This window comes from Micromonospora eburnea, assembly GCF_900090225.1.
Taxonomy (GTDB): domain Bacteria; phylum Actinomycetota; class Actinomycetes; order Mycobacteriales; family Micromonosporaceae; genus Micromonospora; species Micromonospora eburnea.
On record NZ_FMHY01000002.1, the window covers coordinates 470057 to 483758 of the forward strand.

Below are 13702 nucleotides of genomic sequence, written 5' to 3' on the forward strand. Positions count from 1 at the left end.
AAGATCCGGCGTCAGCCCGTGGTCAGGGCGGCGGTCACCTCCACCTCCAGCACCGCGCCGGCCAGGAAGAGCCGACTCACCTCCACCGTGGTGCTCGCCGGCTTGGCGTGCGGAAAGTACCGGTTGCGGACCGCCGCGTAGCCGGCCAGGTCGCCGAGGTCGGTCATGAACGTCCGGACGTGCATGACGTCGGCGAACGTGGCGCCGTGCGCGGCGAGCAGCCCGTCTATCAGCTCGAAGATCCGTTCGGACTGCGCCCGGACGTCACCGGGCGCCACCACGGCGCCGTCGTCGTCGACGCCGACCTGGCCGGAGAGGACGAGCAGGGCGCCGCCCGGCAGGTCGAGGCGGGCGACGTGGGCGAACCGGTCGCCGAACGGCGCGGCGACGGTCGCGGGGTTGTCCAGGGTCACGGTCATGCCTGCTCCTTGTCGTGGGGCGCGGCGTCCAGGTCGTGGACGCCGGTGAGGACGGCGATGTCCTCGTCCGGGCGGGGTGCGGCCGCCAGCACCGACGCGGTGGCCCGCAGGACGGGTGCCGGCACCCCGTCGAGCGCGTCGAGCGCGAGCCGGGCGTCCTTGGCGGCCAGCGCGACGGCGAACGCGGCGTCCGTGGCGGTCGCCCGGGCGACCGCGCCGCCGAGCGGTCCGGTGGCCAGGGCCTCGACCGCCGTACGCCGGTCCACGCCGACCGCCTCCGCGACCGCCAGCGCGTCGGCGGTGGCCGCCACGGCGGTGACCAGGGCGGTGTTGAGCACCAGCTTCAGCGCGGCGCCACGGCCGGGACCACCACAGCGGCGGACCGTGCCGAGCAGCTTCAGCACCGGGGTGACCCGTGTGACGGCCGCCTCCGTGCCGCCGGCCAGCACCACGAGCCGACCTGCCTGGGCCGCGCCGGCACTGCCGGCGACGGGCGCGTCCACGAGCGGTACGCCCGCCGGCAGCCGCCCGACCAATTCGGCCAGGGCCCGTGGGCCGATGGTGGACATCTCGACCAGATGGGTGCCGGGGCGCAGGGCTGTTGCCGCCCCGTCGACGCCGTACAGCACCTCCTCGACGGCGGCGGCGTCGGTGAGCATGGTGATCACCAGGTCGGCGTCCCGGACCGCCTCGGCCGGGGTGGCGGCGGCCCGTGCGCCGGCCGCGACCAGTGGGCCCGTCCGGGCGGGGGTGCGGTTCCAGACCGTGAGGTGCTGCCGCCCGGTGGCCAGCAGGCGGCGGCCGACCGCCGTGCCCATCGTGCCGGTGCCCAGCAGTGCGATGACGTCCATGGCCCGGAACGCTAGATGCTGGCCAGCCATGCTACCAACGAATGTTCGGCATCGCTGCCATTCGTCAGTCGCATGGCATGATGACGGCATGCAGCCGCAGGCCCTCCAGGTCTTCCGCGTCGTCGCCGAGCACGGCTCCATCACCGCGGCGGCACGGACCCTGCGCTACACCCAGTCCGCGGTGTCGCGGCAGATCGCCGCCCTGGAGGCCGAACTCGGGTCGCCCCTGTTCGACCGGCTGCCGCGTGGCGTCGCCCTGACCGAGTCGGGCCGGTGCCTGCTCGCCCACGCCGAGGCGGTGCTCGATCGGCTCGAGGCGGCCCGCCGGGACCTGGCCGCGCTCCGCGACCTGACCGCCGGCCGGCTGCGGGTCGGCGCGTTCCCGACGGCGGTCGCCGCGCTCGTACCCCGAGCCCTGGCCGCCTTCCGGTCCGCCCACCCCCAGGTGGCGCTGTCGCTGGTCGAGGGGCTGACGCCCGGGCTGCTGGACCGGCTGCTCGCCGGGGACGCCGACGTCGTGGTGGTCAGCGCGGCTCCCGACCAGCCCCTCGACGAGGACCGGTTCGACCTGCACCATCTCGTGGACGAGGTCCTGCTGGTAGCGGTGCCCCGGGCGCACCGGCTCGCGCACCGGCGTACGGTGCGGCTGCGCGAGCTGGCCGACGAGGCGTTCATCGCCGGTTCGGCCACCGCCGAGGAGACGCTGTTGCGAGCCACCCTGCCGGCCGGCTTCCGGCCGCGGATCGACATCGTGGCCGCGGAGTGGACCGGCAAGCTGGGCTGTGTCGCGGCCGGGTTGGGGGTCGCCCTGGTGCCCGCGCTGGCCGTCCGGGCCACCCCGCCCGACCTCGCCCTGCTCCGGTTGCATCCGGATGATGCCTCGGTCCGGCGGGTCTTCGCCGCCACCGCCGGCGGTCGCAGTCGGCCGCCGGCGGTGCGGCGGTTTCTCGACCATCTCGACACGGTGGCGGCCGGGCTGGCCGGCCCGGCCTAGTCCGCCTGCGTGGTCGGCCCGGCCTGGTCGGCCTGCTTGGTCTGCCAGCGGTCGATGAGCGCGGGCAGTTCCCGCCACAGGTAGTCGTAGAAGTCCCGCATCTCGGCGAGCCGTCGGCCCGCCGGGCTGTCCGCCCCGGCGGCCCGGATGCCCTGCTCGGCGGCGTCACGCATGACGGTCACGATGGCGTTCTGACCGGACATGAGCCTGGCCCAGGCGCCCTCGCGTACCCGGAAGTGATCGCGCCGGCTGCCGGGTGCCGGGACCCGCTCGATCAGCCCGACCGTCGACAGGGACTTGAGCGCGGTCGAGACGCTGCCCGAGCTGATCCCCAGGGCCTCGACGATGTCCCCGGCGGTCATCGCCTCCTCCTGGGTGAAGAGCAGTGCGGCCAGCACCCGGGCGGTCATCCGCTGCATCCCGCCCTGGGTGAGGGAGAGCGCCAGATGTTCCGCCGGGCCACTCAGTGCCGTCATACGCGTCCTTCCGCCGTGCTGTCTGTCGTACCCGCCACTCTATCAGCTCGAAGACTTCAGGAATCTCTGAAAGTTCGATACTGTCTGCGGCATGAGCGCGGTAATCGAGTTGGAGAAGTTGACCAAGACCTACGGCAGCCGCCGAGGTCTGGTAGACCTCGACCTCACGGTCGGGCCGGGTGAGGTGTTCGGCTACCTCGGCCCCAACGGGGCGGGAAAGTCGACCACGATCCGCCTGCTGCTCGATCTGATCCGACCCACTAGCGGCCGTGCGCTGCTGTTCGGCCAGGATCCTCGGCGGCAGGCGGTGTCCCTGCACCGGCGGGTCGGCTACCTCGCCGGCGACTTCGTGGTCAACCGACGACAGCGGGTCGGCGAATGCCTGAGATTCCTCGCCCGGCTACGCGGCGGCGTCCCGCAGGCCCGCATCACCGAACTGGCCGAGCGCCTCGACCTGGACCTCGCCGCCCGGATCCGGGCGCTGTCCAAAGGCAACCGACAGAAGGTCGGCCTGGTGCAGGCGTTCATGCACCGGCCGGACCTGCTCATCCTCGACGAGCCGACCTCCGGCCTCGACCCGCTGGTCCAGCAGACCTTCCTCGACCTGGTACGCGAGGCCAGCGCCAACGGCCAGACCGTCTTCATGTCCTCGCACGTCATGACCGAGGTGGAGGCGGTCGCCGATCGCGTCGGCATCATCCGTGCCGGTCGACTCGTCGCCCTCGACACCGTCGCGCAGCTGCGGGCCAGCACCGTGCACGACGTCCAGGTGACCTTCGCCGAGGCCGTGGACCGGGCGGGGCTGGCCGCCCTGCCTGGCGTCTCCGGCCTGACGGTCGACGGCTCGACGGCCCGCTTCCAACTCGCCGGCAGCCCCGACGACCTGATCCGGCTGCTCGCCCGGCAGCACGTGGCGGCGCTGCGCGCCACCACACCCGACCTGGAACAGACGTTCCTCACCTACTACCGCGCCGACAGCGCCGACCAGGAGCGAACCCGTGTTTGACGTGATGACCAGCCAGACGTTGCGTGACGGTCGCCGTGCGCTCGTCGGCTTCGCCGCCGGCACCGCCCTCCTCGCCGCGATGTACGGGGGCTTCTATCCCCAGATCGCCGACGGGGCGATGGAGCAGACCGTGCAGGGCTTCTCCCCGGGGCTGCGCGAGGCACTCCGCATGGACGACCTGGTCTCCGCCGCCGGCTACCTCGGCTCCAGCGTGTTCGGCATCATCGTGCCGCTGATCGCCGTCGGCTACGGCATCACCGTCGGCACCCGGGCCGTCGCCGGCGACGAGGAGGCCGGTCACCTCGACCTGCTGCTCGCGCACCCGGTCAGCCGTACCCGCCTGGTCCTGGCCCGCTTCGCCGCACTCGCCACCGGTGCTCTGCTCATCGCCGGCACGGTGTGGCTCGCCATGCTCACCATCCGTTCCGGAGCCCGGCTGCAAGACGTCAGCGTCACCCAGTTCGCCGCGCAGTGCGCCGCACTCGCCCTGCTCGTCGTCGCCTTCGGGGCGATCGCGTTGACCGTCGGCGCGGTCACCGGCAACCGGGCGGTCACCCTCGGGGTGACCGCCGGCGTCGCCGTCCTCAGCTACGCCCTGCGCACCATGGCCGGCCCCGTCGGCGTCGACGGCCTCCGCTACCTCTCCCCGTTCTACTACTACGACGGCGGGGAGCCGCTGCGGTACGGCTTCCAGTGGACCCACCTCGCGGTCCTCGTCGGCCTTACCGCTCTCCTCGTGGCCGTCGCCACCAGGGCCTTCGACCGTCGCGACCTGACGAGCTGACCGCAAACCCGAGTTGCGGCGCGGCCGGTGCGAGCATCGCGCCGGCCACACCGTCAACGGAGCAGGTCCGCCGCCCGTCCGACGGCCACGGTGGACGTTGCCGCCGGCCGGGCCGACGACGAGGCATCCCCCGGCTGCACGGGCGCACCGCCTTCTGTCACGATCTCCGGGGTACGGCAACCGGATTGCTCCCCGGAGTCGTGCCTGTCGCGTTCAGAGTCATTACGCAGCGCGAGCGAATAATCGAAATCAGTAAATAACGTGGGCCCGCGTCCGTTTCGTGGCTCGGCGCACCGTTGTTCGATCTACGTTGCATTCTGGCCGACAGGCTAACCTGCTCCGTACATCTGGCGGCTCCTGCGAAGACACCAATTGCGCTTAGGTTCCACCAGTCCATCCCCCTCTCGGAGGCAACAGCTTTGAAGCTCCGACCCATGCGCAGACACCCTGGCAGGGTGTTGGGCGTACTCGTCACGAGCGGTGCGCTCGCGCTGAGCAGCAGCGCCGCCTTCGCTGCCGCACCGGCGGCGACCCCATTCATCAGTGAGATCCACTACGACAACGTCGGCACCGACACCGGTGAGGCGATCGAGATCGAGGCGCCGGTCGGCTTCGACCTGAGCGGCTGGCAGATCGTCCTCTACAACGGCGCGAACGGCGCGGCGTACAACACCCGGACGCTGAGCGGCACGGTGCCGGCGGCCGGTGTGGTGGTCGCCAACTACCCGACCGACGGCATCCAGAACGGGTCCCCGGACGGCGTCGCCCTGGTCTCTCCCACCGGCGCGGTGGCGGAGTTCCTCACCTACGAGGGCACCATGACCGCGGTCGGCGGCCCGGCCAACGGGATGACCGGCACCGACATCGGGGTCGAGGAGACCAGCAACACCCCCGTCGGCCACTCGCTCCAGAAGATCAACGGTAAGTGGAACGCCCCGGCGCCGAACACCTTCGGTGTCCTCAACGGCACCGGCAACCCCGACCCGGACCCGGACCCGGATCCGGGCGTCGGCTGCACCGTCACCGTCGACCGCACCATCGCGGAGGTCCAGGGCACCGGCAGCGCCACGCCGCTGGCGGGCAGCCGGGTCACCGTCGAGGGCGTGGTGACCGCCGACCACCGCACCGGTGGCTACAACGGCGTCTACGTGCAGACGGCCGGCAGCGGTGGCGACCGTCCGGTGGCTGCCGGCACCGCCTCCGACGGCATCTTCGTCTACCTCGGCACGAACACCGCGAACCACCCGTCGGTCGTCATCGGCGACCGGGTGCGGGTCAGCGGCGTCCCGAGCGAGTACAACGGCCTCACCCAGCTGAGCACCGCCGCCAAGACCGACGTGCAGGTCTGCGAGCACGGCGCGACCCTGCCGGCCCCGGTTCCGGTCAGCCTGCCGCTGGCCGAGGGTGCCCGCGAGTCGGTCGAGTCGATGCTGGTGGCGCCGGTCGGCCAGTACACCGTCTCCGAGGTGTACAACACCAACCGGTACGGCGAGGTCGTGCTCGCCGCCGGTGACAAGGTCGCCCCGAACGTGACCGACCTGGCCCGTCCGGGCTCGGACGCCGCCAAGCAGCTGATCGCCGACAACAAGCTCCGGCGGATCCTGCTCGACGACGGCAAGACCACCAACCTGTCCACCGCCGGGCTGCTGCCGCCGTACCTGTCGAAGGAGAACCCGCTGCGGGTCGGCGACTCGGTCGAGGCGTTCGGCCCGGTCGTGCTGTCGTACGGCTTCGACGAGTGGCGCTTCCAGCCGACCACCCCGGTCAGCGCGGACACCCCGACGGCTACCCGGACCACCTTCAAGGCCACCAACCCGCGTACCGCCGCGCCGGCGAACGTCGGCGGCGACATCCGGGTGGCCACCTTCAACGTCCTCAACTACTTCGTGCACTTCGGGGGTGACGCCCGCGGCGCGGCGAACGAGGCCGGGCTGGCCAAGCAGGAGGCGAAGATCGTCGCGGCGATCAGCGCGCTCGGCGCCGACGTGGTGGGGCTTGAGGAGATCGAGAACTCGGTCCGGTTCAACGCCAACGACCCGCAGCAGGCGCTGAAGCGCCTCGTGAACGCGCTCAACGCCAAGGACGGCGCGGGGACCTGGGACTACGTCCGTAGCCCGGCCGAGCTGCCCGGCCCCAGCCAGCAGGACTTCATCACGACGGCGATCATCTTCAAGCCGGCGAAGGTCCAGCCGAAGGGCGCGTCGCGCTCGGTCAACGACGAGAGCGTGTGGTTCAACGCCCGCGAGCCGATCGCGCAGACGTTCACCGCGGGGAAGATCTCCTTCACCGTGGTCGTCAACCACCTCAAGTCCAAGGGCGGCACGGGGACCGGCGACAACGCCGACACCGGTGACGGTCAGGGCAGCTGGAACGGCGACCGGGTCCGGCAGGCCAAGGCGCTGACGGCGTTCGTCGACCGGGTCAAGGCCGACAGCGGCACCGAGGACGTGCTCCTGCTGGGTGACTTCAACGCGTACACCCAGGAGGACCCGATGCAGGTCCTCTACGCCAAGCAGTACCAGGACCTGAACAACACCGGCAAGGCCACCTACGTCTTCGGTGGCGAGTCCGGCTCGCTCGACCACGCCCTCGCCTCGCCGTCGCTGGCGTCGCGGGTCACCGGGATCGACGTCTGGCAGATCAACGCGGTCGAGTCGTTCGCCTTCGAGTACGACGGGCTGGCCGCCTTCTACGAGCCGACCCCGTACCGGGCCAGCGACCACAACCCGATCGTGGTGGGCATCAGCACCGGCGCGAAGCCGGTCGACCTCCAGCTGCTCGGCATCAACGACTTCCACGGCCGGCTGGAGTCCCCGGCCACCGTGGGTGGTCAGCCGGTCGGCGGCGCCGCCCAGCTCGCCGGCCTGGTCGGTCAGCTGCGGGCGCAGAACCCGAACACCGCGTTCATCTCCGGCGGCGACAACATCGGCGCGTCCACCTTCATCTCGGCGATCGACGGGGACAACCCGACGATCGACGCGCTGAACGCGATGGGCCTGGCCGCCTCGGCGGTCGGTAACCACGAGTTCGACAAGGGCATCGCCGACCTCACCGGCCGCGTGTCCGACCGCGCCGACTTCCCGTACCTGGGCGCCAACGTGTACCGGGGCGACACCCGGGCGCTGCCGGCGTACTCGGTCAGCACCCTCGGTGGGGTCCGGGTCGGCTACGTCGGCGTGGTGACCGAGCAGACCGCGTCGCTGGTCAGCCCGGACGGCATCGCCGGTCTGACCTTCCGTGACCCGGTGGCCGAGGCCAACCTGGTGGCCCGCCAGCTCAAGGACGGCAACCCGGACAACGGCGAGGCCGACGTGGTGGTGCTGCTCGCGCACGAGGGCGCCGCGACGGAGAACATCACCTCCGCCGAGGCGCTGGCCAACGACCCGGTCTTCGGCAAGTTCACCCGGGTCGACGCCACCATCGACGCCATCTTCAGCGGCCACACCCACCAGCCGTACGCGTTCAAGCTCCCGGTCCCCGGATCGGACAAGCTGCGTCCGGTGGTGCAGGCCGAGGACTACGGCATGCGGCTGGGCAAGGTCAGCCTGACCTTCGATCCGGAGTCGCGCTCGGTGACCGCCTCCGACGCGCAGCTGGTCGACGTGGTCGGCGCGCCGGCGAACCCGGCGGTGGCCGACATCGTGGCCGCCGCCAAGGTCAAGGCGGCCGAGCTGGGCAAGGAGAAGCTCGGTTCGATCACCGCGGACATCAAGCGGGCCTACACCAACGGCAACGAGGACCGCGGCGCGGAGTCGGCGCTGGGCAACTTCATCGCCGACGTGCAGCTCGCCGGCACCAAGGACGCCGGCCGGGGCGGGGCGCAGATCGCGTTCATGAACCCGGGCGGTCTGCGGGCCGACCTGCTCTACCGGACCGACGGCACGGTGACCTACGCCGACGCCTTCGCCGTCCAGCCGTTCTCCAACGACGTGGTCACCAAGAGCTACACCGGTGCCCAGATCAAGCAGGTGCTGGAGGAGCAGTGGCAGCCCGACGGCGCGTCCCGTCCGGTGCTTTGGCTCGGTGTCTCGAAGGGCTTCAGCTACACCTACAACCCCGAGGCGCCCAAGGGCTCGCGGATCACGTCGGTCAAGCTCAACGGCACGCCGCTCGACCTGTCGGGCACCTACCGGGTCACGGTGAACTCGTTCCTCGCCGCCGGTGGTGACAACTTCACCACCCTGGGCGGGGGCACCAACCCGGCGACCACCGGCGACAACGACCTCACCATGCTGGTGAGCTACCTCGCCGCCAACTCGCCGGTCACCCCGGACACCCAGCCCCGGTCGACGATCGGCCAGGCCGGTCCGCAGTGCACCACGACGATCACCGGCAAGTACAGCAAGCCGCTGGTGGTCAGCGCGGGCCTGGTCTGCCTGGAGAACGCCACGGTCTCCGGCCCGGTCACGGTCAACCCGGGTGCCTCCCTGGTGGTCACCGGCGGCACCATCAGCGGCCCGGTTTCCGCCACCCGCCCGGTGCTGTTCGAGCTCTCCGGCGCGACGGTGTCCGGCCCGGTCACGGTCACCGGCGCCACCGGCGAGCTGAAGATCGCCGAGGGCAAGGTGAACGGCCCGGTGTCGGTCACCGCCAACACCGGTGGGGTACGGATCGACGCGGTCACCGTCAGTGGCCCGATCACCGTCAACGGCAACACCGGCAGCCAGCCGGTGGTCGTCGCCGGTAACACGGTCAGCGGGCCGCTGGCCTGCTCGGGCAACAACCCGGCCCCGGTGAACGAGAGCCGGCCGAACAGCGTGAAGGGCCCGTCCTCGGGCCAGTGCGCGAAGCTGTAGTCCGGATGTGCTAACCGGTCCGCGGCCGGAGCCGATCAGGCTCCGGCCGCGGACTCGTTTACGGCGCCGGCTGAGCCACCTGAATGCCGACGGGGTCGACCCCGTGCCGACCCCGCCTCGTCACACCTGGTCGAGCCAGATCACGATCCCGGTCAACTCGTTGAGCACCGCCGCGACACCTGCCCGGATGGCCGCCGCGCAGCGCTGAGCCGTGAACGACTCGGGGTCGTACGCCGAGGACATGCCGAGCCCCTCGCCCCGGAAGGACGCGCCGGACCAGTCCACCGCCGTGACGTTGTGGGTGGGCTCGGCCAGCTCCGCGCCGACCACGAGGAACTGCTGCGACAGGTGGTGCGGGGTGACCAGCGCGAGGGGGTCGACGAGGTCGTTGCCCGCGCTGACGATGAGGTCCGGGCCCATCTCCAGGGCTCGGCTGATGCTGGGCACGAGATCGTGCCCGTCCGCCGCGGTCACCGTCCTGAGATCGACGTGTGTCTCCCGGGCCCATTCCTTCACCGCGGTCACGAGGGCCCTGGTCGGCCGGTCGTCACCCGTGGTGAGCAGCACCACCCGGTAGCCCTTCGTCGGGCGTACCCCGGACCAGGAACCGGGTCGGGGGTGACGGTCCCCTCCGGGGTGGGTGGGGCGGAGGGGTCGACGAAGCCTGGGCCGAGGGTGCCGACGGGGATGGGCTTCGAGTGTGGCCGCGACCAGTCGTCGCCGGAACTGCATCCGGTGACCAGCGCGGCGGCCGTCGCCAGCGTGGCAACGGCCCGGAGCGGGGGGCGCAAGGCGGTCGTCCTCCGAGGGCTCGCGGGAATACGCGTGCTCCTTCCTATCCCAGTTCCCGCCCAGGTCAATCCGCTGGCCGCCGTTCCGGCGGTTTGTTCTTCAGCGGTTCGCCAGCGGTCCGGTCGGCGTTCAGCCGCGGCGTGCAACGTGCACTCGCCAACCGAAGGAGCCGCATGTCAACACGTGTCCGCCGGACCGCCGCCGTCACCGTCATCGGGATCATCGCGGTGGTGTTCGCCGTCCTGAACGCAGGCCCGGCGCTCGCCCACGGGTTCACGTCGACCGTGTACCTCCACGTCACCGACGGTGACGAGGGTCGGGTGCGGACGAAGCTGGAACTCGAGTACGACCTCTACGTCGTCTCCGCCGCCGACTACCAGCACGACGACCCCCTCTTCAAGGCGGGCATCCCGGCGTTCGACGCCGGTGACACCGCCGGGCAGGCCGCCGCGCTGAACGCCCACCGGAAATCGGCCGTCGAATACGTCACCGGGCGCCTCTCGGTCACCTCCGGCGGCACGCCCTGCAACCCCACTCAGGTCGGGGACTTCACCATCGGCGAGCGGGAGGACGTGCCGTACGCCGAACTGCTGCTCGACTGGGCCTGCCCCGAGCGGGACGACGGGCACGAGGTACGCAGCGCGCTCTTCCCCGACACCGAGGGCTACGTCAAGAGCACCAAGACGATCGTCACCTACGAGCTCGACGGTCGCTCGGGCAGTGCCGCGCTCGACGCCGCTCGCCCGTCCTTCTCGACCGCCCAGGCGTGGTACGAGCGGTTCTGGGAGTTCTTCCGGCTGGGCGGGGAGCACCTGCTGACCGGGATCGACCACATTCTGTTCCTGCTGGCGCTCATCGCCGGGTCACGGCGGCTGCGGGAGATCGTGCTGGCGGCCACCAGTTTCACCCTGGCGCACTCGGTGACGTTCATGCTCGCCGCCCTCGGTCTGGTCGACGTGCCGGCGCGGGTCGTGGAGCCGGTCATCGCGCTGTCGATCGCCGTGGTCGCCGGCTGGCACCTGTGGCGGATCTGGCGGCGCGGCGACCACGCCGCCGACCTGGAGACGGCGGGCGGTGGTCACTTCAGCCTGGACCGTTCGGGCTGGATCCGGCTCGGGGTCGTGTTCTGCTTCGGCCTCGTACACGGGCTGGGCTTCGCGGGCGCGTTGGGGATCGACGAGGCATGGTCGTGGAGCCTGCTGTGGTCCCTGCTGGTGTTCAACGTCGGCATCGAGGTCGTGCAACTGGCGATCATCGCGGTCGTCTTCCCCCTGCTGGTCGTGTCGTATCGCCGTGCGGCAACGGCCGGCCTCTGGGCGACGGGCGCGATTTCTGCGGGCGTGTCCGTTATGGGGCTGGTCTGGTTCGTCCAAAGGATCCTCGGCTTCTGAAACCGGCGCAGGGTTCCGGGAAGCGCAACGAAGCCGCCGGGCCGGATTCATGACCGATTCACCGGGCGACGAAACCTTGAGTCCGCTCCTGGAGCACCTCTCCTCTCTAGAAAAGGGACGGAATCAATGAGACTGAGCACCCCGGCACCGGCCCCCGGGCTGGTACGCCGTCGCGTGGCCGCCGGGGCCACGGCGGCGTTCCTGGGCCTGGCCGTGGCCGTCGGCAGCGGCCTGGGCACCGGCGCCAGCGCTGCCGACTCCACCGCCCTCACCGGCATCATCCTCGGTGTGGGCGCCGACGAGTCCCAGCGCATCGTCAACTGGTACTCCTCGGCCGACACCGCGCAGCAGGTCCAGCTCGCTCCGACCGCCTCGGTCGTCAACGGTGAGTTCCCGGCCGGTGCCGCCACCTTCGACGCGATCGGTGGGGCGAACATCGCCACCAGTGGCGGCTTCAACCGCCACGCGACGATCACCGGCCTGAAGGAGGACACCGCCTACTCCTACCGGGTCGGCTCCGAGGGCAACTGGTCCCCGACGTACTCCTTCAAGACGCAGGACTTCGAGGGCGACTACGACTTCCTGTTCTTCGGCGACCCGCAGATCGGTTCCTCGGGCGACGTGCTGAAGGACCAGGCCGGCTGGCAGGAAACCCTGAACGTCGCCATGGCGGCCAACCCGAACGCCGAGCTGCTGGTGTCGGGCGGTGACCACGTCGAGACCGCCGGCACGGAGACCCAGTGGACCGCCTTCCTCTCTCCCGACCAGCTGCGTCAGGTCCCGTTCGCGGCGACCATCGGTAACCACGACGTCGGCTCCAAGGCGTACGAGCAGCACCACTTCACCCCGAACACCGACCGCTCGGGCGTGCTGTACGCCAACGGCAACCCGGCCTCCAACACGTCCGGGGGTGACTACTGGTTCATCTACAAGGACGTGCTGTTCATCGACATCAACAGCAACAGCTACAACCCCACCTCGGGCGGTGGCGGCGACGCGGCGCACGTCGCGTACATCACGGATGTGGTCAACAGGCACGGCTCCGAGGCCAAGTGGAAGGTGCTCGTCTTCCACCACGCCATGTACTCGCCGGCCAGCCACGCCAAGGACTCCGACGCCAAGGTGCGGCGGGTCGACTTCCCGACGGTCTTCTCCAACCTCGGCATCGACATGGTGATGGCGGGCCACGACCACGCCTACTCCCGCAGCTACGCCATCAAGAACGGCGCGAAGGCGAACCCGGAGGAGCAGCCGGGCGCCGCCGACGTGTACCCCGGCCCGGGCGGCGTGATCTACGTGACCGGAAACTCGGCCTCGGGCTCGAAGTACTACGACATCACCAAGCCGGACAGCAGCGCGTCGAGCGGCGCCGGCAACGGTGCCGACCCGCTGAACCCGGACAGCTACTGGTACAACTCGGTGCAGAACCAGGAGCACGTCCGCAGCTACGTCAAGGTCCAGGTACGCAACGACAAGCTCGTCGTCGAGAACATCCGCAGCGGCACCTGCGCCGCCCCGAACGCGTCGGTGGAGAAGGGCAGCTGGTGCAACAACACCCCGGCTGACCAGCCGGTGGGCTCGATCGTCGACAAGGTCACCGTGCACCCGTACCAGGGCAACGGCCAGAACATCCAGGTCAACGTGCCCAACGCGGCACCGGGCGAGTTCGGCTGGACGATCGACGGCTACAACGGCCTGGTGGACCTCGGCACGGCCGAGGAGCACAACGGCGACTACTTCGCGGCGACCGGCCAGATCAACCCGATCGTCGTGTCGGACAGCCGTCGGTCGCTCGCCCCGTGGTCGATCTCGGCCAGCGTGGGTGACTTCCAGGACGGCGACAAGTCGTTCTCCGGCGCGTACCTCGGCTGGACGCCGAAGGTGCTCGCGGACGGCGCCGGTGCTCAGGCGAGCGGCCCGGTGGCCTCCGGCTACGACGACCGCGGCGCGGGCCTGTCCGTCTCGCGCGGCCTCGGCTGGGCCGCCCAGGGCCACCCCCGGGGTACCGCCAAGCTGGGCGCCGACCTGGACCTGAAGATCCCGGGCAGCGTCGAGAAGGGCAGCTACCGGGCCACCCTCACGATCACCGCGCTGAGCAGCTGACCGGACCCGTCACACCCGGCGGGGTAGGCACCTTCGGGTGCCCACCCCGCCGGTCTCTCCAGAACCGATCGAGATCGCCGAGGACCCCGA

At 70.9% G+C, this 13702-nt stretch carries 10 protein-coding genes; 6 read left to right on the forward strand and 4 right to left on the reverse strand.

Going from position 1 to position 13702, the window contains the following annotated elements; translation table 11 throughout:
- Positions 1–11 precede the first annotated feature (11 nt).
- Together GA0070604_RS02460 and GA0070604_RS02465 are read right to left on the reverse strand one after the other, a co-directional pair.
- Positions 12–419 (reverse strand): RidA family protein, encoded by a 408-nt coding sequence (locus GA0070604_RS02460; RefSeq protein ID WP_091113473.1) that lies wholly within the window; start codon positions 417–419, stop codon positions 12–14.
- The gene (locus GA0070604_RS02465) at positions 416–1270 is read right to left on the reverse strand and encodes an NAD(P)-dependent oxidoreductase (protein ID WP_167363387.1); all 855 of its coding nucleotides are present in this window, start codon (positions 1268–1270) and stop codon (positions 416–418) included. Before GA0070604_RS02465 ends, GA0070604_RS02460 begins: the two co-directional genes overlap by 4 nt.
- Positions 1271–1358: 88 nt before the next feature.
- Between GA0070604_RS02465 and GA0070604_RS02470 the strand changes: the two genes are divergently transcribed.
- Positions 1359–2264 (forward strand): LysR family transcriptional regulator, encoded by a 906-nt coding sequence (locus GA0070604_RS02470; RefSeq protein WP_091126853.1) that lies wholly within the window; start codon positions 1359–1361, stop codon positions 2262–2264.
- On the opposite strand, the gene GA0070604_RS02475 is transcribed toward GA0070604_RS02470, so the two are convergent.
- A complete protein-coding gene (locus GA0070604_RS02475; protein WP_091113479.1) occupies positions 2261–2740 on the reverse strand; it encodes a GbsR/MarR family transcriptional regulator in 480 nt (159 codons plus the stop codon). The genes GA0070604_RS02470 and GA0070604_RS02475 overlap by 4 nt on opposite strands.
- Positions 2741–2831: 91 nt before the next feature.
- On the opposite strand from GA0070604_RS02475, the gene GA0070604_RS02480 reads away from it, so the two are divergent.
- From GA0070604_RS02480 to GA0070604_RS02490, 3 genes are all read left to right on the forward strand, one after another.
- Positions 2832–3746, forward strand: a complete 915-nt coding sequence (locus GA0070604_RS02480; RefSeq protein WP_091113482.1) for an ABC transporter ATP-binding protein — start codon at positions 2832–2834, stop codon at positions 3744–3746.
- Positions 3739–4530: an ABC transporter permease subunit gene (locus GA0070604_RS02485; protein WP_091113486.1), complete on the forward strand. Its 792-nt coding sequence runs from the start codon at positions 3739–3741 to the stop codon at positions 4528–4530. Before GA0070604_RS02480 ends, GA0070604_RS02485 begins: the two co-directional genes overlap by 8 nt.
- 434 nt (positions 4531–4964) lie before the next feature.
- A complete protein-coding gene (locus GA0070604_RS02490) occupies positions 4965–9326 on the forward strand; it encodes an ExeM/NucH family extracellular endonuclease (RefSeq protein ID WP_244161716.1) in 4362 nt (1453 codons plus the stop codon).
- A 120-nt stretch (positions 9327–9446) separates the two neighbouring features.
- Here GA0070604_RS02490 and GA0070604_RS02495 read toward each other — a convergent pair whose 3' ends face one another.
- The gene (locus tag GA0070604_RS02495) at positions 9447–9896 is read right to left on the reverse strand and encodes a type 1 periplasmic-binding domain-containing protein (protein WP_244161717.1); all 450 of its coding nucleotides are present in this window, start codon (positions 9894–9896) and stop codon (positions 9447–9449) included.
- Positions 9897–10291: 395 nt separating this feature from the next.
- On the opposite strand from GA0070604_RS02495, the gene GA0070604_RS02500 reads away from it, so the two are divergent.
- Complete coding sequence (locus GA0070604_RS02500; RefSeq protein WP_091113491.1) at positions 10292–11509, forward strand: HupE/UreJ family protein; 1218 nt, start codon at positions 10292–10294, stop codon at positions 11507–11509.
- A 126-nt stretch (positions 11510–11635) separates the two neighbouring features.
- Positions 11636–13612, forward strand: a complete 1977-nt coding sequence (locus GA0070604_RS02505) for a purple acid phosphatase family protein (protein ID WP_091113495.1) — start codon at positions 11636–11638, stop codon at positions 13610–13612.
- Positions 13613–13702 lie beyond the last annotated feature (90 nt).

Excerpts from the sequence above, each read along its gene's own strand:
- GA0070604_RS02460 (WP_091113473.1), bottom strand. The coding sequence starts at position 419 with ATGACCGTGACCCTGGACAACCCCGCGACCGTCGCCGCGCCGTTCGGC.
- GA0070604_RS02465 (WP_167363387.1), bottom strand. The coding sequence starts at position 1,270 with ATGGACGTCATCGCACTGCTGGGCACCGGCACGATGGGCACGGCGGTC.
- GA0070604_RS02490 (WP_244161716.1), top strand. The coding sequence starts at position 4,965 with ATGCGCAGACACCCTGGCAGGGTGTTGGGCGTACTCGTCACGAGCGGT.
- GA0070604_RS02475 (WP_091113479.1), bottom strand. The coding sequence starts at position 2,740 with ATGACGGCACTGAGTGGCCCGGCGGAACATCTGGCGCTCTCCCTCACC.
- GA0070604_RS02480 (WP_091113482.1), top strand. The coding sequence starts at position 2,832 with ATGAGCGCGGTAATCGAGTTGGAGAAGTTGACCAAGACCTACGGCAGC.
- GA0070604_RS02505 (WP_091113495.1), top strand. The coding sequence starts at position 11,636 with ATGAGACTGAGCACCCCGGCACCGGCCCCCGGGCTGGTACGCCGTCGC.
- GA0070604_RS02470 (WP_091126853.1), top strand. The coding sequence starts at position 1,359 with ATGCAGCCGCAGGCCCTCCAGGTCTTCCGCGTCGTCGCCGAGCACGGC.
- GA0070604_RS02500 (WP_091113491.1), top strand. The coding sequence starts at position 10,292 with ATGTCAACACGTGTCCGCCGGACCGCCGCCGTCACCGTCATCGGGATC.